Annotated in this window: 22 protein-coding genes; 11 read left to right on the plus strand and 11 right to left on the minus strand. The window is 63.1% G+C overall.

The features are described from left to right. Positions 1-67 precede the first annotated feature (67 nt). The gene (locus EXN22_RS20510; protein ID WP_130265782.1) at positions 68-1,462 is read left to right on the plus strand and encodes a class II fumarate hydratase; all 1,395 of its coding nucleotides are present in this window, start codon (positions 68-70) and stop codon (positions 1,460-1,462) included. 1 nt (position 1,463) lies between these two features. Here EXN22_RS20510 and EXN22_RS20515 read toward each other — a convergent pair whose 3' ends face one another. Further along, a complete protein-coding gene (locus EXN22_RS20515) occupies positions 1,464-2,420 on the minus strand; it encodes a DMT family transporter (RefSeq protein ID WP_130265783.1) in 957 nt (318 codons plus the stop codon). Between the two features lie 151 nt (positions 2,421-2,571). Further along, positions 2,572-4,065, minus strand: coding sequence for a polyphosphate:AMP phosphotransferase (gene pap / locus EXN22_RS20520; protein ID WP_130265784.1), 1,494 nt, complete (start codon positions 4,063-4,065; stop codon positions 2,572-2,574). 135 nt (positions 4,066-4,200) lie between these two features. Here pap and mnmC point away from each other — a divergent pair, with 135 nt between their 5' ends. The 5 genes from mnmC (at position 4,201) to EXN22_RS20545 (ending at position 11,326) form a co-directional block, all read left to right on the plus strand. Next, on the plus strand, positions 4,201-6,192 hold the full coding sequence (gene mnmC / locus EXN22_RS20525; RefSeq protein WP_130265785.1) for a bifunctional tRNA (5-methylaminomethyl-2-thiouridine)(34)-methyltransferase MnmD/FAD-dependent 5-carboxymethylaminomethyl-2-thiouridine(34) oxidoreductase MnmC: 1,992 nt from the start codon (positions 4,201-4,203) through the stop codon (positions 6,190-6,192). 104 nt (positions 6,193-6,296) lie between these two features. Next, positions 6,297-8,084, plus strand: a complete 1,788-nt coding sequence (locus tag EXN22_RS20530; protein WP_130265786.1) for an N-acetylglutaminylglutamine amidotransferase — start codon at positions 6,297-6,299, stop codon at positions 8,082-8,084. Between the two features lie 3 nt (positions 8,085-8,087). Continuing rightward, positions 8,088-9,833 carry an N-acetylglutaminylglutamine synthetase gene (ngg, locus tag EXN22_RS20535; RefSeq protein WP_130265787.1) on the plus strand — a complete coding sequence of 582 codons (1,746 nt, stop codon included), beginning with the start codon at positions 8,088-8,090 and terminating at the stop codon, positions 9,831-9,833. A gap of 14 nt (positions 9,834-9,847) precedes the next feature. Continuing rightward, positions 9,848-11,032 (plus strand): osmoprotectant NAGGN system M42 family peptidase, encoded by a 1,185-nt coding sequence (locus tag EXN22_RS20540; protein ID WP_130265788.1) that lies wholly within the window; start codon positions 9,848-9,850, stop codon positions 11,030-11,032. A 66-nt stretch (positions 11,033-11,098) separates the two neighbouring features. Next, positions 11,099-11,326: a YheU family protein gene (locus EXN22_RS20545; RefSeq protein ID WP_123567164.1), complete on the plus strand. Its 228-nt coding sequence runs from the start codon at positions 11,099-11,101 to the stop codon at positions 11,324-11,326. Between the two features lies 1 nt (position 11,327). Here EXN22_RS20545 and csrA read toward each other — a convergent pair whose 3' ends face one another. The 3 genes from csrA to EXN22_RS20560 form a co-directional block, all read right to left on the minus strand. Then, a complete protein-coding gene (gene csrA / locus EXN22_RS20550) occupies positions 11,328-11,510 on the minus strand; it encodes a carbon storage regulator CsrA (protein ID WP_130265789.1) in 183 nt (60 codons plus the stop codon). 135 nt (positions 11,511-11,645) lie between these two features. Beyond that, positions 11,646-11,978: a YnfA family protein gene (locus tag EXN22_RS20555; protein WP_130265790.1), complete on the minus strand. Its 333-nt coding sequence runs from the start codon at positions 11,976-11,978 to the stop codon at positions 11,646-11,648. Positions 11,979-12,031: 53 nt separating this feature from the next. Next, positions 12,032-12,847: an SDR family oxidoreductase gene (locus tag EXN22_RS20560; protein WP_130265791.1), complete on the minus strand. Its 816-nt coding sequence runs from the start codon at positions 12,845-12,847 to the stop codon at positions 12,032-12,034. A 242-nt stretch (positions 12,848-13,089) separates the two neighbouring features. Here EXN22_RS20560 and EXN22_RS20565 point away from each other — a divergent pair, with 242 nt between their 5' ends. Continuing rightward, on the plus strand, positions 13,090-13,242 hold the full coding sequence (locus EXN22_RS20565) for a DUF3309 family protein (RefSeq protein WP_010224169.1): 153 nt from the start codon (positions 13,090-13,092) through the stop codon (positions 13,240-13,242). 121 nt (positions 13,243-13,363) lie between these two features. Here the strand turns inward: EXN22_RS20565 and EXN22_RS20570 are convergent, their stop codons facing one another. From EXN22_RS20570 to EXN22_RS20580, 3 genes are all read right to left on the minus strand, one after another. Next, on the minus strand, positions 13,364-15,022 hold the full coding sequence (locus tag EXN22_RS20570) for a cation acetate symporter (RefSeq protein ID WP_130265792.1): 1,659 nt from the start codon (positions 15,020-15,022) through the stop codon (positions 13,364-13,366). Then, positions 15,019-15,330, minus strand: coding sequence for a DUF485 domain-containing protein (locus EXN22_RS20575; protein WP_130265793.1), 312 nt, complete (start codon positions 15,328-15,330; stop codon positions 15,019-15,021). Before EXN22_RS20575 ends, EXN22_RS20570 begins: the two co-directional genes overlap by 4 nt. 192 nt (positions 15,331-15,522) lie before the next feature. Beyond that, a complete protein-coding gene (locus EXN22_RS20580) occupies positions 15,523-16,371 on the minus strand; it encodes a glycine betaine ABC transporter substrate-binding protein (RefSeq protein ID WP_130265794.1) in 849 nt (282 codons plus the stop codon). A 202-nt stretch (positions 16,372-16,573) separates the two neighbouring features. Here EXN22_RS20580 and EXN22_RS20585 point away from each other — a divergent pair, with 202 nt between their 5' ends. Further along, positions 16,574-18,130 (plus strand): glycoside hydrolase family 17 protein, encoded by a 1,557-nt coding sequence (locus tag EXN22_RS20585; RefSeq protein ID WP_130265795.1) that lies wholly within the window; start codon positions 16,574-16,576, stop codon positions 18,128-18,130. A gap of 59 nt (positions 18,131-18,189) precedes the next feature. On the opposite strand, the gene EXN22_RS20590 is transcribed toward EXN22_RS20585, so the two are convergent. Next, positions 18,190-18,546, minus strand: a complete 357-nt coding sequence (locus tag EXN22_RS20590; RefSeq protein WP_130265796.1) for a hypothetical protein — start codon at positions 18,544-18,546, stop codon at positions 18,190-18,192. 242 nt (positions 18,547-18,788) lie between these two features. Here EXN22_RS20590 and EXN22_RS20595 point away from each other — a divergent pair, with 242 nt between their 5' ends. Both EXN22_RS20595 and EXN22_RS20600 read left to right on the plus strand, forming a co-directional pair. Further along, positions 18,789-20,087: a serine/threonine protein kinase gene (locus EXN22_RS20595; RefSeq protein ID WP_130265797.1), complete on the plus strand. Its 1,299-nt coding sequence runs from the start codon at positions 18,789-18,791 to the stop codon at positions 20,085-20,087. After that, a complete protein-coding gene (locus EXN22_RS20600; protein WP_130265798.1) occupies positions 20,080-20,883 on the plus strand; it encodes an MlaA family lipoprotein in 804 nt (267 codons plus the stop codon). Before EXN22_RS20595 ends, EXN22_RS20600 begins: the two co-directional genes overlap by 8 nt. A 6-nt stretch (positions 20,884-20,889) precedes the next feature. On the opposite strand, the gene EXN22_RS20605 is transcribed toward EXN22_RS20600, so the two are convergent. Then, positions 20,890-22,044 (minus strand): patatin-like phospholipase family protein, encoded by a 1,155-nt coding sequence (locus EXN22_RS20605; RefSeq protein ID WP_130265799.1) that lies wholly within the window; start codon positions 22,042-22,044, stop codon positions 20,890-20,892. A gap of 79 nt (positions 22,045-22,123) precedes the next feature. Next, the gene (locus tag EXN22_RS20610; protein WP_130265800.1) at positions 22,124-23,056 is read right to left on the minus strand and encodes a lipid A biosynthesis lauroyl acyltransferase; all 933 of its coding nucleotides are present in this window, start codon (positions 23,054-23,056) and stop codon (positions 22,124-22,126) included. A gap of 112 nt (positions 23,057-23,168) precedes the next feature. On the opposite strand from EXN22_RS20610, the gene minC reads away from it, so the two are divergent. Then, complete coding sequence (gene minC / locus EXN22_RS20615) at positions 23,169-23,927, plus strand: septum site-determining protein MinC (protein WP_407691937.1); 759 nt, start codon at positions 23,169-23,171, stop codon at positions 23,925-23,927.

Genomic DNA, 23,927 nt, shown 5'->3' on the forward strand with positions numbered 1-23,927 from the left:
CAATGGAACCGCTACGCCAAATAAGGACCTAAACTGCGAATTCAGACCACAAGGGAGTGAGCGCAGCATGAGCCGTATCGAAACTGACAGCCTCGGGCCGGTCGAAGTTCCTGACGATGCCTACTGGGGAGCCCAGACGCAGCGCTCGCTGATCAACTTTGCCATCGGCAAGCAGCGTATGCCACTGGCCGTTTTGCATGCCCTGGCACTGATCAAGAAAGCCGCTGCCCGGGTCAACAGCCGCAACGGAGACCTTGCGGCGGACATCGCCCGCTTGATCGAACAGGCCGCTGACGAAGTGCTCGACGGCCAGCTTGACGACCAGTTTCCACTCGTCGTCTGGCAAACCGGCAGTGGCACCCAGAGCAACATGAACGTCAACGAGGTGATCGCCGGTCGTGCCAACGAACTGGCGGGCAAGGGCCGTGGCGGCAAGGCGCCAGTACACCCCAACGATCACGTCAACCGCTCGCAAAGCTCCAATGACTGCTTCCCTACCGCCATGCACATTGCCGCCGCCCAGGCGGTGCAGCACACGCTGCTGCCGGCGATCAGCGAGCTGTCGGCAGGGCTGGCGGAGCTGGCGGTGCGTCATCAGCACCTGGTGAAAACCGGCCGTACCCATATGATGGACGCCACGCCGATCACCTTCGGCCAGGAACTTTCGGCCTACGTTGCCCAGCTCGACTACGCCCAGCGCGCCATACGTTCGGCCCTGCCAGCAGTCTGCGAACTGGCCCAGGGCGGCACCGCAGTAGGCACGGGGCTGAACGCCCCGCACGGTTTTGCCGAAGCCATTGCCGCCGAGCTGGCCGCCCTCTGCGGCCTGCCGTTCGTTACCGCGCCCAACAAGTTCGCCGCTCTGGCCGGTCATGAACCGCTGACCACCCTCGCCGGCGGCCTGAAAACCCTGGCCGTGGCCTTGATGAAACTGGCCAACGACCTGCGCCTGCTTGGCTCCGGGCCCCGTGGCGGCATTGCCGAGGTGCGCCTGCCGGCAAACGAGCCAGGCAGCTCGATCATGCCTGGCAAGGTCAATCCGACCCAGTGCGAGGCCCTGTCGATGCTGGCCTGCCAAGTGCTGGGCAATGACACCACGATCGGTTTTGCCGCCAGCCAAGGGCATTTGCAGTTGAATGTGTTCAAGCCGGTGATCATCCACAACCTGCTGCAGTCCATCGAACTGCTGGCCGATGGTTGTAGCAACTTCCAGCAGCACTGCATTGCCGGCCTGGAAGCGGATACCGAGCAGATGGCTGCGCACCTGGAGCGCGGGCTGATGCTGGTGACTGCGCTCAACCCGCATATCGGCTACGACAAGGCCGCAGAAATCGCCAAGAAGGCCTACAGCGAAGGCACTACCCTGCGCGAGGCGGCCTTGAGCCTGGGCTACCTGAGCAACGAGCAGTTCGACCAGTGGGTGCGCCCGGAAAAAATGCTCGAACCGGGCGCCAAAGGCTGAGTCAACGGGCCAGGCGTACGCGCCTGGCCCGCCAGCCGGCCACGATCGACGGGCCCAGGGCGGTCAGCGCCGACCCCAGCACCACCACCAGGGCTCCGATATAGCCCAAGGTGTTGATCTGCTCGGCGTGCACATAGTCCGGCCAGAACCAGGCCGCCAGGGCCACAGCGACGAAGGTGATCAGCGGCGTCACCGCCAGAGTCGCGCTGACCCGGGACGCTTCCCAGTGCGCCAGTGCCTCGGCAAAGGCACCGTAGGCCACCAGGGTGTTCAGGCAGCACGCCAGCAGCAGCCAGCCTTGTAATGGGCTCAGTGCCAGCGCCTGGAGCGGATGCACCCAGGGCGTCAGCAGCACCGCGCAGCACAGATAGATGACCATCATCACCTGCATCGAATTCCACACCGTCAGCAGCTGCTTCTGGCTCAGGGCATAGAACACCCAGATGGTGGTGGCCAGCAGGATGGTCAGCACGCCCGTGGTGTAGATGCTCAAAGAAGTCAGCAACTCCTCAAGACGTTGATTGAAGAACAGGCCGAAGCCGATCAGCAATATCACCAGGCCCATGCCCTGCCCCAGGCTGAAGCGCTCCTTGAACAGGAACACACTGGCCACCAGCAACAACACCGGCCCCATCTGCACCACCAGTTGCGCCGTACCGGGGCTGAGCAACTTGAGCCCGACCAGGTACAGCACATAGTTGCCGACCAGGCCGCAGGTGGCCAGCAGCACCAGGCCCCAACCCTTGCGCCCGAGTGGTTTGAACGAAGGCAGACGCTTGCTCGCCGCCAACCAGGCCAGCAGCAAGCCACCGGACACCAGCAGGCGAAACCAGGTCACGGTGATCGGGTCCATCACCTGCAGCACCTGCTTGAGTTTGATCGGCAGGATGCCCCAGAGCAAGGCAGTCAGCAGTGACAAGCACAGGCCGTAAAGCCAGCGTCCGGAAGAAATATGCATAACCAGCCTCGACAGCCCTTGGGTGGGGGAGAACTGGATTCTACGGGGTGCTCTGGTGGGGAAACAGGCAAGAATGCGGAAAAGAATTCAGTACTTCATTCCTTCAGTTCGTATGGATCGCGGGGCAAGCCCGCTTCTACCCCGCGATTGGCTATTTCTTGTGCTTCTTGAACGCCGTCTCCAGGGCCTCATTAACGGTGCGCAACACCTTGACCCGCGCCCAGCGCTTGTCATTGGCCTCGACCAGGGTCCAGGGCGCGATTTCGGTGCTGGTGCGATCGACCATGTCGCCCACCGCTTCGGCGTACTGCCCCCATTTTTCGCGGTTGCGCCAATCCTCCTCGGTGATCTTGAAGCGCTTGAACGGGATCTGTTCCCGCTCCTGGAAGCGTTCGAGCTGGGTCTGCTCGTCGATCGACAACCAGAACTTCACCACCACGACGCCGGCGTTGCTCAATTGCTCTTCAAAATCGTTGATCTCACCGTAGGCGCGCATCCAGTCCGCGCGGCTGCAAAAGCCTTCGACCCGCTCGACCAGCACCCGGCCATACCAGGAGCGGTCGAACACGGTGAACTTGCCGCGCGCCGGAATGTGCCGCCAGAAGCGCCACAGGTAAGGCTGCGCGCGCTCCTCCTCAGTAGGTGCGGCTATCGGCACGATGCGGTACTGACGCGGGTCGAGCGCCGCCGCCACGCGGCGAATGGCACCGCCCTTGCCTGCCGCGTCGTTGCCCTCGAACACCGCAATCAGCGCATGCCGACGCATGCGCTTGTCACGCAGCAGACCGGCCAGGCGTGCCTGTTCGGTAATCAGTTGTTCCTGATAGTCGTCTTTGTCCAGGCGCAAGCTCAGATCGAGGCTGCCGAGCAGGCTGCGCTGGTCGATGCTTTCGCCCAGCGGGGCAATGTTGGCCTGATGGATCGGCGCATGATTGGCCTTGAGGGCGGCCTGCAAGCCTTCGAGCAGAATCTTGCCCACGGCCAGGCTGCGGTAATGCGGATCGACGCCTTCGATCACATGCCAGGGTGCGTAGTCACGGCTGGTCTGGCGCAGCACGCGCTCACCAAAACGCACAAAGCGGTCGTAGGTCTCGGACTGCTGCCAGTCCAGCGGGCTGATCCGCCAGCTGTGCAACGGGTCATCCTTGAGCGCCTTGAGGCGGGCCTTCATCTGCTTCTTGGACAGGTGAAACCAGAACTTGAAAATCAGCGCGCCTTCATCGCAGAGCATCTCCTCCAGGCGTTCGGCACCACGGATGGCCTGGTCGAGCACGGCGTCCTTGAACTGGCCATGCACCCGCCCCTGGAGCATCTGGCTGTACCAGTTGCCGAAAAACACGCCCATCCGCCCCTTGGCCGGCAACGCCCGCCAGTAACGCCAGGCCGGTGGACGGGCGAGCTCTTCGTCAGTCTGCTGGTCGAAGGTGCGCACCTCGATCAGGCGCGGGTCCATCCATTCATTGAGCAGCTTGACCGTCTCGCCCTTGCCGGCGCCTTCAATGCCGTTGATCAGCACAATCACCGGGAATCGCGCCTGCTGCTTGAGCTCGAACTGGGCTTCGAGCAGCGCTTCACGCAGCGCCGGGACCTCGGCGTCATAGGTGTCTTTGTCGATGGCGTGACCAATTTCAGCGGATTCGAACATACCAGGCTCCCTACATGGATAAGCAAGACTAGCGGATTGTCGAAACCTTTGTCGGCACAAAACAAAGCCTGCCACAGGTCAAACAGCCTTGCGCTGATCAGCTAAAATAGCCGTCTTGCCTGAGCTGAGCCGAACATGACCGAAGCAACCCAATACGCCCAGATCGACTGGGATGAGCAGGGCCGCCCCCACTCGCGCCAATACGACGACATCTATTTCTCCAAGGAGCAGAGCCTGGAGGAAACCCGTCACGTGTTCATCGACCAGAACGACCTGCGCCAGCGTTTCAGTGCGCTGCAACCGGGCCAGTGCCTGGTGATCGGCGAAACCGGCTTCGGCACCGGCTTGAACTTCTTCTGTGCCTGGCAGCTGTTTGCCGAGTGTGCCCCGGCGGATGCTCGCTTGCATTTCATCAGCGTGGAAAAATTCCCCCTGACCCGCGCCGACCTCAGCCGCGCCCTGGCCCTGTGGCCAACGCTGGCACCGTTCAGCCACCCGTTGCTGACCCAGTACGTGGCAGTGCACGCGGGCTTCCAGCCATTCGTGTTTGAACAGGGCCGAGTGCGCCTGACCCTGATGATCGGAGACGTGCTGGAGCAGTTGCCGCAGCTCGACGCACAGGTCGATGCCTGGTTCCTCGACGGCTTTGCCCCGGCCAAGAACCCGGAAATGTGGACCCCGGAACTGTTCGCCCAGATCGGCCGGCTGTCGGCGCCCGGCGCCACCCTCGGCACCTTCACCAGCACCGGCTGGGTACGCCGTGGCCTGATCGCTGTGGGCTTTACCATGAAGCGCATTCCCGGCATCGGCAAGAAATGGGAAGTCCTGCGCGGCACCTTCAACGGCTGGCCACCCGAACAACCGCAGCCACCCGCGAGCGCCCCGTGGTTTGCCCGCCCGCCCGCGCCAAACGGGCCGCGCCAGGCCCTGGTGATCGGCGCTGGCCTGGCCGGTTGCGCGAGCGCCGCCAGCCTCGCCGCACGGGGTTGGCAGGTGAAGGTGCTGGAGCGTCACGCCACAGCGGCGGCCGAGGCTTCGGGCAACCCGCAAGGGGTGCTGTACCTCAAGCTGTCGGCGCATGGCACGGCATTGTCGCGCTTGATCCTCAGTGGCTTCGGCTACACCCGGCGGCTGCTCGAAAGCCTGCAACGTGGCCAGGACTGGGACGGCTGCGGGGTTTTGCAACTGGCCTTCGACGCCAAAGAAGAGCAACGCCAGCAACAACTGGCCGAAGCCTTCAATCCGCAATTGCTGCAACGCCTTGAACGTGAGCAGGCCGAGCAACTGGCAGGGGTGGCCTTGGGCAGTGGCGGGCTGTTCTATCCCGAAGCGGGCTGGGTGCATCCACCGGCGCTGTGCCAGGCGCAGTTGCAACACCCGAACATTACCCTGCTACCCCACCATCAGGTATTGCAATTGCGCAAGGTCGACGGCCTGTGGCAGGCCTGGGAAAGTGACAAACTGCTGGCCAGTGCGCCGCTGGTGGTGTTGGCCACCGCCGCCGAGATCCAGCGTTTCGAGCCTTGCGCGGCCCTGCCACTCAAGCGCATTCGCGGGCAGATCACCCGCCTGCCGGTCACCACACGCAGCCAGTCCCTGGCCACCGTGGTCTGCGCCGATGGCTACGTGGCGCCGCCGCGCAATGGTGCGCACACCCTGGGTGCCAGTTTCGACTTCCACAGTACCGACCTGACGCCCACCACCGGTGAGCACGTGGGCAACCTTGGCCTGCTCGAAGAGATTTCCAGCGACCTGGCCGAGCGCCTGGGCGCACACAGCCTTGACCCCCACGAGCTGCAGGGCCGCGCCGCGTTTCGCTGCACCAGCCCCGACTACCTGCCGATTGTCGGCCCACTGGCCGACCAGGCCCAGTTCAACCAGGACTACGCCGTGCTGGCCCGGGATGCCCGGCAGATCCCCGATACGCCCTGCCCCTGGCTTGACGGCCTGTTCGTCAACAGCGGCCATGGCTCACGCGGGCTGATCACCGCGCCACTGTCAGGCGAAATGATCGCCGCCTGGGCCGACAACGCACCGCTGCCAGTGCCCCGCGCCGTCGCCGAGGCCTGCCATCCGAATCGTTTTATGTTGCGTGAGTTGATTCGCGGCAAGGGCAAGCAAGGTTAAGCACTTATAACCGATTGATCTAAAACTCTCGCTATCCGCACCGGTCAGTTTTCATGTGCCCGCGCTGTGGGCATCTTCCCCAACGGCAAAACCGGTAAGGACTTATGTGCGGATTAGCTGGAGAGTTTCGTTTCACCCCTGTTGCCCACCCACCCCGCCCGGCGGACCTCGCCGCGGTCGAGCGAATCACCCATCACCTGGCACCCCGCGGCCCCGACGCCTGGGGCTTTCATAGCCAGGGCCCGATTGCCCTGGGCCATCGGCGGCTGAAGATCATGGACCTGTCCGACGCCTCGGCCCAGCCCATGGTCGATAACCAACTGGGCCTGGCGCTGGCCTTCAATGGCGCAATCTACAACTTCCCGGAACTGCGCAGCGAGCTGGAACGCCTCGGCTATGCCTTCTATTCGAACGGCGATACCGAAGTACTGCTCAAGGGCTATCACGCCTGGGGCGCTGACCTGTTGCCGCGCCTCAATGGCATGTTTGCCCTGGCGATCTGGGAGCGTGACAGCCAGCAGCTGTTTCTTGCTCGCGACCGCCTCGGGGTCAAGCCCCTGTACTTGTCGCGCACCGCCGAACGTCTGCGCTTTGCTTCAAGCCTGCCGGCGCTGCTCAAAGGTGGCGACATCAACCCGGTGCTCGACCCGGTAGCACTCAACCACTACCTGAACTTCCACGCCGTGGTGCCGGCGCCACGCACCTTGCTGGCCAATATCGAGAAACTGCCCCCAGCGAGCTGGATGCGCATCGACGCCCAGGGCCGCTGCCAGCAGCACGTGTGGTGGCAGTTGCACTATGGGCCGCGCACCGATGAACAGGACCTGAGCCTGGAAGACTGGCGCGAGCGCGTGCTCGACAGCACGCGCCAGGCGGTAGCGATTCGTCAGCGCGCCGCCGTGGATGTCGGTGTGCTGCTGTCCGGCGGCGTCGATTCAAGCCTGCTGGTCGGCCTGCTGCGCGAGGGCGGCGTCGATGATCTGTCGACCTTTTCCATCGGATTCGAGGATGGCGGTGGCGAGCGCGGCGACGAGTTCCAGTACTCCGACCTGATCGCCCGTCACTACGGCACCCGCCATCATCAGTTGCGCATCGATGAGCGGGAGATCATCGAGCAGTTGCCCGCAGCCTTCCAGGCCATGAGCGAGCCGATGGTCAGCCATGACTGCATTGCCTTCTACCTGCTGTCGCGGGAAGTGGCCAAGCACTGCAAGGTGGTGCAAAGCGGCCAGGGCGCCGACGAGCTGTTCGCCGGCTACCACTGGTATCAGCAGGTGGACGGCGCCCGCGATCCGTTCGCGGCCTATCGTGAGGCGTTCTTCGACCGCAGCTACGACGACTATGCCGCCACCGTGCAACCGTCCTGGCTGCTTGATCACGATGCCGCCGGCGATTTCGTCCGCCAGCACTTTGCCCAACCCGGCGCCAGTGACGCGGTGGACAAAGCCCTGCGCCTGGACAGCACGGTGATGCTGGTCGACGACCCGGTCAAACGGGTTGACAACATGACCATGGCCTGGGGCCTGGAGGCGCGCACACCGTTCCTCGACTACCGCCTGGTCGAGCTGTCGGCGCGGATCCCGGCACGCTTCAAACTGCCCGACGGCGGCAAGCACGTGCTCAAGGAAGCCGCACGAGGGGTGATCCCCAGCGAAGTCATCGACCGCAAGAAGGGCTACTTCCCGGTACCGGGCCTCAAGCACCTGCAGGGTGCGACTCTGGACTGGGTACGCGAACTGCTGCTTGACCCCAGCCAGGACCGTGGCCTGTTCAACCCGGCGGCGCTGGACCGCCTGCTCAGCGATCCCCATGGCCAGTTGACGCCGCTGCGCGGCTCCAAGCTGTGGCAACTGGCAGCCTTGAACCTGTGGCTCAGCGCACAAGGAATCTGAACGATGAAAGCCCATGCCTCACCTTACGGCCAGCGCCTGCTGCGCGGCCAGGTGCCGTCCTATGAACGACTGCAGGCACAACACGCCGGTGATGGCAGCCAGCCCCACGATCAGCCGCGCTCGTTGCACTGCGGCTGGGGGCGGCTGTTGATCGGCCACACCTACCCCGACCCGGCCAGCCTGGTCGCCGCCCTGCTCGACGAGCGCCCCGGCGAGCGCGATATCGCCTTGTATGTCGCAGCACCGCAGCAAGTGCTGGCCCAGGCCCCGCAGCAACTGTTCCTCGACCCGTCCGACACCCTGCGCCTGTGGTTCAGCGACTACCGCCCGGCGCAGCGGGTGTTTCGCGGCTTTCGTATCCGCCGCGCGCAGAGCGACAGCGACTGGCAAGCGCTCAACGCCCTGTACCAAACCCGCAGCATGCTGCCAATCAACCCCGAGCGCCTGACCCCGCGCCACCAGGGCGGGCCGGTGTACTGGCTGGCCGAAGACGAAGACAGCGGCGCAGTCATCGGTAGCGTCATGGGCCTGAATCACCATAAGGCCTTTGCCGACCCGGAACACGGCGGCAGCCTCTGGTGCCTGGCGGTGGACCCGCACTGTACCCGCCCCGGCGTCGGTGAAGTGCTGGTGCGCCACCTGATCGAGCACTTCATGAGCCGCGGCCTGAGCTGCCTGGACCTCTCGGTGCTGCATGACAATCGCCAGGCCAAACGCCTGTACGCCAAGCTCGGCTTTCGCAACCTGCCAACCTTCGCAGTCAAGCGCAAGAACGGCATCAACCAGCCGCTGTTCCTCGGCCCCGGCCCCGAAGCCGGGCTCAACCCCTATGCGCGGATTATCGTCGAGGAGGCTTACCGGCGTGGCATCGACGTACAAGTCGATGATGCCGAAGCGGGCTTGTTTACCCTCATTCATGGCGGCCGGCGGGTACGCTGCCGCGAGTCCCTCAGCGACCTGACCAGCGCGGTGAGCATGACCTTGTGCCAGGACAAGAGCCTGACCCACAAGGCGCTCGCCAGCGCCGGCCTGCAAGTGCCGGCGCAGCAACTGGCCGGCAATGCCGATGACAACCTGGCCTTCCTCGAGGACCACGGCGCGGTGGTGGTCAAACCGCTGGATGGCGAGCAAGGCAATGGCGTGGCAGTCAACCTGAGAACCTTGAAGGAAATCACTGCAGCGGTAGAAAGCGCCCGGCGTTTCGGCAGCCGGGTGCTGCTGGAAAGCTTTCACCCTGGCCTTGACCTGCGCATCGTGGTCATCGGATTCGAGGTGGTGGCCGCCGCCATCCGTCACCCGGCGCAGATCATCGGCGACGGCCAGCACGCCGTCGGCGCTCTGATCGAGGCGCAGAGCCGCCGGCGTCAAGCGGCGACCGCCGGTGAAAGCCGCATCCCGCTGGACCACGAAACCCAACGCACTCTGCACGCCGCCGGCGTCGACTACGACAGCGTGCTACCCGCCGGCCAGCGCCTGGCCGTACGCGGCACGGCCAACCTGCACACCGGCGGCTGCCTGGAGGATGTCACCGAGCGCCTGCACCCGGTGCTGGTGGACGCCGCCATCCGCGCCGCCCGCGCCCTGGACATTGGCGTGGTGGGCCTGGACCTGATGGTCAAGGCCGCCGACCAGCCCGACCACGTGTTCATCGAAGCCAACGAACGGGTTGGCCTGGCCAACCACGAACCACAACCGACTGCCGAACGCTTCATCGACCTGCTGTTCCCGCACAGCCGACCCGCGCACTGAGCACAGGAGTTCACATGCCAGAACAGAGCCCCGAACCGGACCTCAACTACCTGCAGAAAGTCCTCCTGGAGATGCTCGCCATTCCCAGCCCCACCGGCTTTACCGACACCATCGTGCGTTATGTCGCCGAGCGCCTGGAAGAGCTCGGCATCCCTTTCGAGCTGACCCGCCGCGGCACCATCCGCGCCACCCTCAAGGGGTGCAAGAGCTCCCCCGACCGGGCGGTGTCCGCGCACCTGGACACCATTGGCGCCAGCGTGCGAGCGATCCAGGACAATGGCCAGCTGTCACTGGCCGCGGTGGGTTGCTGGTCCAGCCGCTTCGCCGAAGGCAGCCGCGTCAGCCTGTTTACCGACAGCGGCGTGCTGCGCGGCAGCGTACTGCCGCTGATGGCCAGCGGGCACGCGTTCAATACCGCCATCGACCAGATGCCGGTCAGTTGGGAGCACATCGAACTGCGCCTGGACGCCTACTGCACCACCCGTGCCGATTGCGAATCGCTGGGGATTGGCATCGGTGACTTCGTCGCCTTCGATCCCCTACCCGAATTCACCGAAAGCGGCCACATCAGCGCTCGACACCTGGATGACAAAGCCGGTGTCGCGGCGCTGCTGGCGTCGCTCAAGGCTGTGGTCGACAGCGGCGCCCAGCCACTGATCGACTGCCACCCGTTGTTCACCATCACCGAAGAAACCGGCTCAGGCGCGGCCGCAGCCCTGCCCTGGGACGTCAGCGAGTTCGTCGGTATCGACATCGCACCGGTGGCCCCCGGGCAACACTCCAGCGAACATGCGGTAAGCGTGGCCATGCAGGACTCTGCCGGCCCCTACGACTATCACCTGTCGCGTCATTTGCTCAAGCTTGCCCGCGAACACGAACTGCCGGCGCGCCGTGATGTGTTCCGCTACTACTTCAGCGATGCGCATTCAGCGATTACTGCCGGCCACGACATCCGCACTGCCCTGCTGGCCTTCGGCTGCGACGCCACCCATGGCTACGAGCGCACCCACATCGACAGCCTGGCAGCACTGAGCCGCCTGCTGACTGCCTACCTGCTCAGCCCGCCGGTGTTCGCCAGCGACTCGCACGCCAGCGGCAGTTCACTGGAGAGCTTCAGCCATCAGCTAGAGCACGATACGCAGATGGAAAGCGATACCCGCGTGCCGGCAGTCGACACCCTGGTCGGCAACAAGCACTAGCGCCTACACAGCCAGGACAGGTTTCGCGTAGCATGACGGGACCTATTCGCCAGACCTGTCCTGTTCATGCTGATTCCCTACGACCAACTGGAAGCCGAGACCCTCACCCGCCTGATCGAGGATTTCGTCACCCGCGACGGCACCGACAACGGTGACGACACGCCGCTGGAAACCCGTGTGCTGCGAGTGCGCCAGGCATTGGCAAAAAAGCAGGCGTTCATCCTCTTCGATCTGGAAAGCCAGCAGTGCCAGTTACTGGCCAAGCATGACGTGCCCAGGGAACTGCTCGACTGACTCAGCCGGCCTGCTTGGCCAGTTGCTCGACAATGCGCTTGTAGATCTCCGCCCGGTGCACTTCGATGTGCCGTGGCGCGCTGATGCCGAAGCGCACCGTGTTGCCTTCCACCGACAGCACGGTGATCTTGATGTGATCGTCGATGGCGATGATTTCACCTATTTCTCGTCCTATTACCAACATGCTCCGGTCCTCCACTAGTCAGGAAGTTCGGAGACTGCATGGGGTGTCAGACGCCTTCAATGCTCACGCGGCGAATTAGACAAATCCCACTTTTCTGGGTGAATTTGCCTACAGATTTATTGCATTTTCGCTCACTCAGGCGCTCTGCAAGCGCGGCCCCAGAACGATGATACTGGCGCCCAGCACACACAGGAGCGCGCCGATCCAGTCGCTGCCCAATGGCCGGGCACGCTCGATGAGCGCCAGCCACAGTAGCGAAGTGACAATGTAGACTCCGCCATAGGCGGCATAGGCACGCCCGGCGTAAGCGGCCTCGACTCGGGTGAGGATCAGGGCGAACAGGGTCAGGCTGAGCAAGGCCGGGGCGATCCACCAAGCGCTCTTGCCCAGGCGCAGCCACATGTAAAAGGCATAACAACCGGCGATCTCGAAGACCGCCGCAAGGAAAAACCACAGGTAATTGATCACACCAGGTACTCAAGGCTACTCAAAAGGTGGCCAAGAATACCTGATGCCGAGGCTCACGCCTGGGAAGGCCGGGCCTTGGCGCGCATTTTCTCGGCCATGCCAGCCATTTCATCGTAGAGCATCTGCGGATTGCGCTGTTTGAGCTTCCAGGCTTCACGCCCCTGCTCATGGGGCAAGATCAGGAACTCGCCGGCAGCCACTTGCTGGTGGATGTAGTCGGCGATATCGGCGGCGCTGATCGGCGAGCTTTCCAGCAGTTTGCCGACCTGGGCTTTCATTGCCGGGGTCGGGCCGCGGAACGAGTCGAGCAGGTTGGTCTGAAAGAACGACGGGCATACCACGTGCACCGCGACTTCCTGCTGGCGCAGCTCAATCAGCAGGCTTTCCGACAGCGCCAGCACGCCGGCCTTGGCGACGTTATAGTTGCTCATCGCCGGGCCCTGCATCAGGGCTGCCATGGAGGCGATGTTGATGATCGTGCCCTTGCTGCGTTCGAGCAGCGGCAGGAACGCCTTGCAGCCCTTGACCACGCCCATCAGGTTGACGGCGATCTGCCAGTCCCAGTCCTCCAGCGACAGCTCGGCGAAAAAGCCACCGGAGGCCACCCCGGCGTTGTTGACGATCACATCGATGCCACCGAACCTTTCTTCGCAGGCCTGGGCCAGCGCCGTGAGCTGGCTGTAGTCACGCACATCGCAGCGCTGCACAAAACCGTCGGCGTCTGTCTCACGCACCAGCGCCAGGGTCTGCTTGAGGCCGGCCTCGTTGACATCGGCCAAGGCCAGTCGCCACCCCTCGCGCGCCCAGCGCAAGGCGATTTCGCGCCCAAGCCCTGAGCCTGCACCGGTAATCATCATGCGCTTTTGCATAGCAGGCTGCCTTGTACGGTTCTGGAAAGTTCAGGCCAGTGTAGCGAAGGCAGGGCCGCTACCCACGCTGTATCAGGATGCTGAATGGCCGGGGCAAACAGCGGTGAACGTGCTGAGTTGGCAACCGATAAAACTTTTAGCCACCGGCGGCAGTCGGAAGTAACAGGCGGGCATGAAACACATGACCGAAGAGATGGATTGCAGCGTAACGCCTACTTCTCAAGCCAAACAAGGAAACTGCCATGGGCACCATACTTATCATCATCCTGATTCTGCTGTTGATCGGTGGCTTACCCGTCTTTCCGCATTCCAGAAGTTGGGGTTATGGGCCGTCCGGCATCATCGGTACGGTGCTGATCATCCTGTTGATCCTGTTGTTGCTCGGCAAGATATAGAAAAGCTGCAAGCCATAAGCTGCAAGCCGCAAGTCAAAGCAGTACGCGTACGGCTTCAACTTGCGGCTTGCAGCTTGCAGCTTGCAGCTAGAGAGGCAGCCATAAGCTGCCTTTTGCTTACTTAGTGAGACACCGCACCGCTGGCACCCAGGCCAGTCTGCGAGCGAACGAACTGCGGGAAGAACAGCGCACGTTCATCATCGGCGGCCTTGGACTTGTCGGTGATCGAGAAGAACCAGATACCGGTGAAGGCAATGATCATCGAGAACAGCGCCGGGTACTCATACGGGTAGATCGCCTTCTCGTGGCCGAGGATCTGCACCCAGATGGTCGGACCGAGGATCATCAGCGCCACGGCACTGATCAGCCCCATCCAGCCGCCGATCATGGCGCCACGGGTGGTCAGTTTCTTCCAGTACATCGACAGCAGCAGCACCGGGAAGTTACAGCTGGCAGCGATGGAGAACGCCAGGCCAACCATGAAGGCAATGTTCTGGCTTTCAAACAGGATACCCAGACCGATCGCCAGGACGCCCAAGGCGATGGTGGTGATCTTCGAGACGCGGATTTCATCCTTCTCGTTGGCCTTGCCCTTCTTGATCACGCTGGCATACAGGTCATGGGACACCGCCGAGGCACCGGCCAGGGTCAAGCCGGCAACCACTGCCAGGATGGTGGCGAAGGCCACTGCCGAGATGAAACCGAGGAACACACTGCCACCCACGGCGTCGGCCAGGTGCACCGCTGCCATGTTGTTGCCGCCGATCAGGGCGCCAGCGGCGTCCTTGAACTGCGGGTTGGTGCTGACCAGCAGGATCGCGCCGAAGCCGATGATAAAGGTCAGGATGTAGAAGTAACCGATGAAACCGGTGGCGTACAGCACGCTCTTGCGCGCTTCTTTGGCGTCGCTGACAGTGAAGAAGCGCATCAGGATATGCGGCAGGCCAGCGGTACCGAACATCAGGGCCAGGCCGAGGGAGAACGCCGAAATCGGATCCTTGACCAGGCCTCCCGGACTCATGATCGCCTCACCTTTGGGGTGAACCTTGATCGCTTCGGAGAACAGCGCGTTGAAGTCGAAGTTGACGTGCTTCATCACCATCAGCGCCATGAAGCTGGCACCGGAGAGCAGCAGCACCGCCTTGATGATCTGTACCCAGGTGGTCGCAAGCATGCCGCCGAACAGCACGTACATGCACATCAGGATGCCGACCAGAATCACCGCGACATGGTAGTCCAGGCCGAACAGCAACTGGATCAGTTTGCCTGCGCCAACCATCTGCGCAATCAGATAGAAGGCCACCACCACCAACGAGCCCGAGGCCGACAGGGTGCGGATTTCCTTCTGCCCCAGGCGATACGAGGCAACGTCGGCAAAGGTGTATTTACCCAGGTTGCGCAGGCGCTCGGCGATCAGGAAGAGAATGATCGGCCAGCCGACCAGAAAGCCGATCGAGTAGATCAGGCCATCATAGCCAGAGGTGAACACCAGGGCGGAAATACCCAGGAAAGAAGCTGCCGACATGTAGTCACCGGCAATTGCCAGGCCGTTCTGGAAACCGGTGATGCGCCCGCCGGCAGCATAGTAGTCGGAGGCGGACTTGTTGCGCTTGGACGCCCAGTAGGTGATGCACAGGGTGGCACCGACAAAGGCGACGAACATGACGATCGCCGACACGTTCAAGGGTTGTTTCTGCACCGCGCCGGTGAGGGCGTCAGCGGCCCAGACGGCGGGTGCAAAAACGCCGAAGGCCAGGGTTGCCAGTAGACGCCGGATCATTGCTGAGCCTCCTTGAGGATCGCCTTGTTCATCTCGTCGAACTCGCCGTTGGCGCGACGCACGTAGATGGCCGTGAGAATGAAGGCCGAGATGATCAGACCGACGCCCAGAGGAATACCCCAGGTGATCGAAGACTCAGGGCTGAGCTTGGCACCCAATACATGCGGACCATAGGCAATCAACAGGATGAAGGCGGAATAGAGGCCGAGCATGATCGCCGAGAGTATCCAGGCGAAACGTTCGCGTTTTGAAACCAGCTCCTTGAACCGCGGGCTGTTTTGTATCGAGAGATAAATGCTGTCGTTCATTGTTTTTGTCCTCGCAGCACAGATTAGGTAGAACCCACTCCACTTTATGCTGCCTTCGAACGCACTCCAGACGACCTTAGTCTTAGATGCAAAACTCTTTTACCGATTCGGTAACAGCCTGAAACGACAAGGGCCGCGACAGCGTTTTCGCTGTCGCGGCCCTGGAAGGTGCCAGATAGAAGCCTTAGGCCATTACTTGCTGATCCACTCCGCTACCCGTTCGGGGTGCTTGGCCACCCAGTCCTTGGCGGCGGCCTCGGGTTTTGCACCCTCTTGAATGGCCAACATGACCTCGCCGATCTCGTCCTTGGACTGCCACTGGAACTTCTTCAGGAACGCGGCCACTTCCGGCGCCTTGGTGTCCAGTTCCTTGCTGCCGATGCTGTTGACGGTTTCAGCGGCGCCATACACGCCTTTGGGGTCTTCGAGGAACTTGAGCTTCCACTTGGCGAACATCCAGTGCGGCACCCAGCCGGTCACCGCGATCGATTGCTGCTTGGCATAGGCGCGGCCCAGTTCGGCGGTCATTGCTGCGCCAGAGCTGGCCTGCAGCTTATAGCCGGTGAGGTCGTAGTCTTTGATGGCCTGGTCAGTCTTGAGCATGACACCGGAGCCTGCGTCGATACCGACGATCTTCTTCTTGAAGCTGTCATCGGTCTTGAGGTCGGCAAGCGATTGCGCCTTGACGTACTCGGGGACGATCAGGCCGATCTTGGCGTCCTTGAAGTTGGGGCCGTAGTCGACCACGTTGTCCTTGTTCTTGGTCCAGTATTCACCGTGAGTTACCGGCAGCCAGGCCGAGAGCATGGCGTCGAGCTTGCCGGTGGCCACGCCCTGCCACATGATGCCGGTGGCCACGGCCTGCAGTTTGACGTCATAGCCGAGTTTCTGCCGGATGACTTCGGCGGCGACGTTGGTGGTCGCCACACTGTCGGACCAGCCATCGACATAGCCGATGCTCACTTCCTTGGCCAGCGCATGCCCCGCGCCAATGGCCATTACCAGGGCGGTGCCCACCCCCAGGAGTCGTCGCATTTTCATCCAAGCATCCCCTCGTCACGTCACGGAAGCTGCATCATCAACCGCGCATGGTCGGTGACCTGCTCTGGTAACGACCTCAAGGCAACGAGAAACGACATCACATCGCCAGCAACGTGGATCGTTACATCAAGCAACACCCAAGGCTTTGGCCCGGGTCATTTGCAGGTACTATTGGCAGCTTTGCTCCCTGACGGTCCGATCCATGCTCTCGACTGCGCGCTTTCCGCTCTTACCCTACCTGTTCGCCTGCCTATTGGGCCTGTTTGCCCTCGGAGGCCTGTGGTACGGCCTGGGCAAACCGGTGGTGCTGGCGGATGCGGCCAGCGCCTCGCACAAGTTGCAGTGCGCCTCCTACACACCGTTCGACAAAGACCAGTCGCCGTTCGACCAGCCCTTCCAATTGCGCCCGGCGCGCATGGACGCCGACCTGGCCTTGCTCGCCCAGCGCTTCGAGTGCATCCGTACTTACTCGATGACCGGCCTTGAAGCCATTCCGGAACTGGCCCGCAAGCATGGCCTGAAGGTAATGCTCGGTGCCTGGATCAACGCCAACCCGGTGGACTCGCAGAAAGAGGTCAAAGCCTTGATCGCCTCGGCCAATGCCAACCCGGATGTGGTCAGCGCAGTGATCGTCGGCAACGAAACCCTGCTGCGCAAGGAAGTCACCGGCCCGCAACTGGCAGCGCTGATCAACCAGGTCAAAAGCCAGGTCAGCGTGCCGGTGACCTACGCCGATGTCTGGGAGTTCTGGCTGCAGCACCCCGAGATCGCCCCGACGGTGGATTTTTTGACCATCCATCTGCTGCCCTACTGGGAAGATGACCCCAAGAGTATTAACGATGCCTTGGTGCATGTTGGTGAAATCCGCCAGGTGTTCGGCAACCGCTTCGCCCCCAAGGACATCGTCATTGGCGAGACGGGCTGGCCCAGCGAAGGTCGCCAGCGCGAAACCGCCCTGCCCAGTCGGGTCAACGAAGCGCGCTTCATCCGTGGTTTTGTCGCCATGGCCGAACAGCAGGGCTGGAAGTACAACCTGATCGAAGCGTTCGACCAGCCGTGGAAGCGTGCCAGTGAAGGGGCCGTCGGTGGCTATTGGGGCCTGTATGACGCCGACCGCCAGGACAAGGGCATTCTTGAAGGACCGGTGAGCAACCTTGCGTTCTGGCCGCAGTGGCTGGGGGCCGGTGTCGTGCTGTTCGGCGCTACCTTGTTACTGGCAGGCCGTGTCCGCGGAACCCGGAGCGCCTTGCTGGTGCCGCTGCTGGCGGCACTGGGTGCGGCCAGCCTGGGCCTGTGGGGCGAACAGCTACGCATCAACAGCCGCTTTGTCGGTGAGTGGGTCTGGGCGATTGTGCTGGTGGGCCTGAACCTGCTGGTGCTGGCCCATGGCGTCCTGGCCCTGGCCCAGCGTCAGGGCTTTCGCGAGCGGGCCTTTGCCTGGCTTGAAGCGCGTGCCGGCTGGTGGCTGCTGGCGGCCGGTTTCGCGGCGGCGGTGAGCATGCTGGCACTGGTGTTCGACCCGCGTTATCGCAGCTTCCCAAGCCCGGCCTTGCTGTTGCCAGCGGTGGTGTACCTGGTGCGTCCGGTGGCGGCGCGCCGGGCCGAAGCGGCCTTGCTGGCGTTGATCATCGGTGGTGGCATTGGCCCACAGCTGTGGCAGGAAGGGCTGGGCAACCAGCAGGCACTGGTCTGGGCCGGGGTCAGCGTGCTGATGGTGGCGGCGTTGTGGCGTAGCCTGAGGGTCCGGCTTCAGCAGTAAGTCATCGCGGGGCAAGCCCGCTCCTGCAGTGGGAGCGAGCTTGCCCCGCGATAAGGCAACTAACGCCGCACCATGCGCAGCCCTGCCAGCACCACCGCAAACACCGCGATACTTGCGGTATACAACACCAACGCCGGAATCCCGCACACCAGTGCCACCACCGCCAGGCGCCAGCCTGCGCGCCCCGGCACCAGCATGGCCAACAGCGCCAGGCCCAGGGCCGACCAGGCCAGTACCCTGAAGTGGATCATCAAGCCCATGACCGAGCGTGCCTGGCAGCCCCACAGTTGCGCCTGTTCGGCGCAGGTCGCCACCCAGTGGGCATCTTCCATCAGCACGTAACGCAGCCCATAGCTCGCCACCAGCCAAAACGGCAGGAACACCAGCAAAGCGATCAGCGGTAAACGGCGGAACATGCGACACTCCAGAAAGGTGAAAATCGGCGCCCAGCATAATCGTCCGGGGCGTCTATGCAAGGCAAAAGCGCCGGACTCAGCTACTTTATCCTGAAGACAAATGGAACCAATTGTTGCGAGCCCTTAATGGACGGCGGCAACATCTGCGACGATAAATGCCGGAGCGCCAGGCAACTTTGCCGGGGCCCTCATGGTCCTAGCCTGCGTAATGCACTTTGCTGCTGCTTTTTTGGGGATCCGTCATGCTTCGTTCTCTGCGCCTCGCCGCCCTGTTGGGTGGCTTAATCTCGAGTGCGTGCGCTTGGGCACAAACCATCGACGCCGCCAGCTATGGCTACCCGTTGACCAACCCGTTCGAAGCGACCATCGCCACGACGCCGCCAGAGCTGCGCCCGGAGCTCCCCAGCGACGACGACATTACCCAATCCGATTACAGCCTCAATATGCGCCCTGAGCGGGCCTTTACCCTGCCCGACAACTTCTGGGCGGTAAAAAAGCTCAAGTACCGCCTGGCCCGCCAGGACCATGAAGCGCCGCTGATCTTCCTGATTGCCGGCACCGGCGCGCCCTACTCCAGCAGCATTAACGAGTACCTGAAAAAACTCTACTACAAGGCCGGCTACCACGTGGTGCAACTGTCGTCGCCAACCAGCTTCGACTTCATCACCGCCGCCTCGCGCCACGCCACCCCGGGGGTGAGCAGCGAAGACGCCGAAGACCTTTACCGGGTGATGCAGGGCGTGCGCGCCCAGCATCCGCGCCTGCCGGTCAGCGAGTACTACCTCAGCGGCTACAGCCTCGGCGCCCTGGATGCGGCCTTCGTCAGCCACCTGGACGAAACCCGGCGCAGCTTCAACTTCAAGCGCGTGCTGCTGCTCAACCCACCGGTCAACCTCTACACCTCGATCAGCAACCTCGACAAGCTGGTGCAGACCGAGGTCAAGGGCGTCAACAACAGCACCACTTTTTATGAGCTGGTGCTCAACAAGCTGACTCGCTACTTCCAGCAGAAGGGCTACATCGACCTCAACGACGCCCTGCTCTATGACTTCCAGCAATCGCGCCAGCACCTGTCCAATGAACAGATGGCGATGGTCATCGGCACGTCGTTCCGCTTCTCGGCATCCGATATCGCCTTCACCTCCGACCTGATCAACCGCCGTGGCCTGATCATTCCACCCAAGTACCCGATCACCGAAAGCAGCAGCCTCACGCCGTTCTTCAAGCGTGCCTTGCAATGCGACTTCGACTGCTACCTGACCGAGCAGGTAATCCCCATGTGGCGCGCCCGAACCGACGGTGGCAGCCTGTTGCAGCTGATCGACCAGGTCAGCCTCTACGCGCTCAAGGATTACCTGCAAAAGAGCCCGAAAATTGCTGTGATGCACAATGCCGACGACGTCATCCTCGGCCCCGGCGATCTGGGCTTTTTGCGCAACGTGTTTGGTGAGCGCCTGACCCTGTACCCTCACGGCGGCCATTGCGGCAACCTCAATTACCGCGTCAACAGCGACGACATGCTGGAGTTCTTCCGTGGTTAAACGCCTACTCATCATTAGCGCACTGCTGGCCTGCGGGCTGGCCCAGGCAGCCGAAGAAACCGCGCCGCGCGCCAGTGTCATCGAAGCCGATCCCGTAGACACCGACGGTTTCACCGAACCGCTCAAGGCCCTGAAATTCAACCCGGGCCTGGACCAGCGCGAGTTCGAACGCTCGACCCTGGCGGCGCTGAACATCTATGACCCGCTGGAGTCGATGAACCGGCGGATCTACCACTTCAACTACCGCTTCGACCAATGGGTGTTCCTGCCGGTGGTCAATGGCTACCGCTACATCACCCCGCACTTCGTGCGCACTGGCGTCAGCAACTTCTTCAGCAACGTCGGCGATGTGCCAAACCTGTTCAACAGCCTGCTGCAGTTAAAGGGCAAGCGCTCGATGGAGATCAGCGCGCGCCTGCTGCTCAACACCACCATCGGCATCGCCGGCCTGTGGGACCCGGCCACCAAGATGGGCCTGCCGCACCAGAGCGAAGACTTCGGCCAGACCCTGGGTTTCTATGGCGTGCCCGACGGCCCGTACCTGATGCTGCCGATCCTCGGCCCGTCGAACCTGCGCGACACCGGTGGCCTGGTGGTGGATTACAGCGCCGAGAACTGGATCAACTTCCTCAACGTCGCCGAGGTCAGCAGCAACCATCCGGAGTTGTGGGTCCTGCGCGGTGTCGACAAGCGTTACACCACCAACTTCCGTTATGGCCAGATGAACTCGCCGTTCGAGTACGAGAAGGTGCGTTATGTCTACACCTCGGCGCGCCAGTTGCAGATCGCCGAGTAAGCCGCCTCAGCCAGGCGGCAGGCCGAGAAAGCCGCACAGCTCGCGGCGCTTGGCCAGCGCGTCGCGACGTCCGAGCTCGATCAGCTCACTGCAGTAACCGGCTTCGAACAACAGGTAGCTGAGCACGCCGGCACCACTGGTTTTGGTCGCCCCCGGCCCACGCAGGAACAGCCTCAGGGCCGCGGGCAGCTCGCGCCGGTGACGGGCGGCAATCTCGTCCAGTGGCTGGCTTGGCGCGACCACCAGCACCTCGACCGGCGCCAGGCCCAGGCGTCGACGCTCCAGGTGCTCGGGCATCAGGTGGCTTAGGTGGTTGAGGCGCTGCAGCAGCTCGATATCGTCTTCCAGGCTGTCGATGAAGGTGCTGTTGAGCATGTGCCCGCCGATCTGCGCCAGGCTCGGTTGCTGGCCACTGAAGATACGCTGGCGCATCTCGCCCTCGTTGGGCCGCTGCGGGTTGCCGCTGACCCCGACCACCAGCACGCGGCTGGCCCCCAAGTGCAGCGCCGGGCTGATCGGCGCCGACTGGCGCACCGCACCGTCACCGAAGAACTCTTCACCCAGCTTGACCGGGGCAAACAACAAGGGGATCGCCGAGCTTGCCAGCAGGTGCTCGATACGAAGGTCAGTGGGCAGGCCAATGCGCCGGTGCCGCAGCCAGGGGTCGATGGCGCCTTTGCCCTGATAAAAGGTCACCGCTTGGCCCGATTCGTAACCGAAGGCCGTCACCGCTACAGCGCGCAGGTGCTGTTGCTCGATAGCCTGGCCAATGCCGTTCATGTCCAGGTGCTGGGTGAGCAGTTTGCGCAATGGCGAGCTGTCGAGCAGCGCCACCGGCACTGGCGCACCGAGGCCGAGCAGGCTGTGACCGACAAACCGGCTGGCCTGGCGGATGACCCCAGGCCAGTCGCTGCGCAATACCTGATGGCTGCGAAAGCCCTGCCAGAAACTGGTCAGGCGGCGGACCGCGTCAGCAAAGTGCATGGCACCGCTGGCCAGGGTCACGGCATTGATGGCGCCAGCCGATGTGCCGACGATCACCGGGAAGGGGTTGACCGCACCGGGCGGCAACAGGTCGGCGATGCCGGCCAGCACACCGACCTGGTAGGCGGCGCGGGCACCACCGCCGGAGAGGATCAAGCCGGTGACAGGTTCAGCCATTTTACCTTCCTGGATTTTGGGTGAATTCATCGCGGGGCAAGCCCGCTCCCACAGAGGTCACCTCACCCCCGCGATAGCCTCAACGCCGCTTTTCGTAGAGCTTCGGCGCCCCCGGCGGGCGCGACTTGAAGCGCCGGTGCGCCCACAGGTACTGCTCCGGGCATTCGCGCAGCGCCGCTTCGATCCACTGGTTGATGCGCAGGCAATCGGCCTCTTCGCTCTCCCCGGGAAAGTCTGCCAGCGGCGGATGAATCACCAGCCGGTAACCGCTGCCATCGGCCAGACGCTGCTGGGTGAAAGGGATCACCCGAGCCTTGCCCAGCCGGGCAAACTTGGTGGTGGCGGTGACGGTCGCCGCCTCGATGCCGAACAACGGCACGAACAGGCTCTGCTTGGCGCCGTAGTCCTGATCCGGTGCATACCAGATGGCGCGCCCGGCGCGCAGCAACTTGAGCATGCCGCGTACATCCTCGCGCTCTACCGCCAGCGAGTCGAGATTATGCCGCTCGCGGCCCCGACGCTGAATGAAATCGAACACCGGGTTGCCGTGTTCGCGGTACATGCCGTCGATGGTGTGTTCCTGGCCCAGCAAGGCGGCGCCGATTTCCAGGGTGGTGAAGTGCAGGGCCATGAGGATCGCCCCCTGGCCATCACGCTGCGCGGCCTGCAGGTGTTCCAGCCCTTCGATGTGCGCCAGGCGCGCCAGACGGGCCTTTGGCCACCACCAGCTCATGGCCATTTCGAAGAAGGCGATGCCGGTGGAAGCAAAGTTTTCCTTGAGCAGACGCTGCCGTTCGACGGACGGTAGCTCGGGGAAACACAGTTCCAGGTTGCGCGCCGCAATAGAGCGGCGCTCGCCGGCCACCCGGTACATCAGCGCCCCCAGGGCACGGCCGAGCGCCAGCAATGCCGGGTACGGCAGCTGCACGATCAGCCACAGCAGGCCCAGGCCCAGCCACAGCGGCCAGAAGCGCGGGTGCAGAAAGTAACGACGAAAACGCGGGCGATCCATTAAAGATTCCGGAAAGACAAGGGCCGGGCATTCTACAACGGTTCGGCACGGGTTGCGGCCAACCGGTGTTCTCGTTATAAGTCTGAGCACTTTTTCGTAACAAGCCGCCCTAATGCAGACCATGAGCCAAACCCAAACGCCAGACCAAGACCCCGTGTTCCAGCTCAAGGGCAGCATGCTTGCCATAACCGTGCTCGAGCTTGCCCGGAACAACCTCGAAGGCCTCGACCGGCAGTTGGCGGCCAAGGTCGCCCAGGCACCGAATTTCTTCAGCAATACCCCGCTGGTGCTGGCCCTGGACAAGCTGCCGGCCGGTGAAGGCGCGGTCGATCTCCCCGGGCTGATGCGCGTCTGCCGCCACCACGGCCTGCGCACCCTGGCGATCCGCGCCAGCCGTATCGAAGACATTGCCGCGGCAATCGCCATCGACCTGCCGGTGCTGCCACCGTCCGGCGCCCGTGAGCGGCCGCTGGAGCCTGAGCCGGAAGTGAAAAAGCCCGAGCCTGCGCCCGTACCCGTGGCGCCGCCGGAGCCGGCCATCCGCCCGACCAAGATCATCACCACGCCGGTACGGGGTGGCCAGCAGATCTACGCCCAAGGGGGCGACCTGGTGGTGGTGTCGTCGGTCAGCCCGGGTGCGGAACTTCTCGCCGATGGCAACATCCATGTGTACGGTGCAATGCGTGGGCGGGCACTGGCCGGGATCAAGGGCAACACCCGGGCGCGGATCTTCTGTCAGCAGCTGACCGCCGAGATGGTCTCGATCGCCGGGCAATACAAGGTCTCCGAAGACCTGCGCCGCGATCCGCTGTGGGGGGCCGGGGTGCAGGTCAGCCTGTCCGGTGACGTGTTGAACATCACCCGTCTTTAA

It is taken from the genome of Pseudomonas tructae (assembly GCF_004214895.1).
In the GTDB taxonomy this organism is placed as follows: Bacteria; Pseudomonadota; Gammaproteobacteria; order Pseudomonadales; family Pseudomonadaceae; genus Aquipseudomonas; species Aquipseudomonas tructae.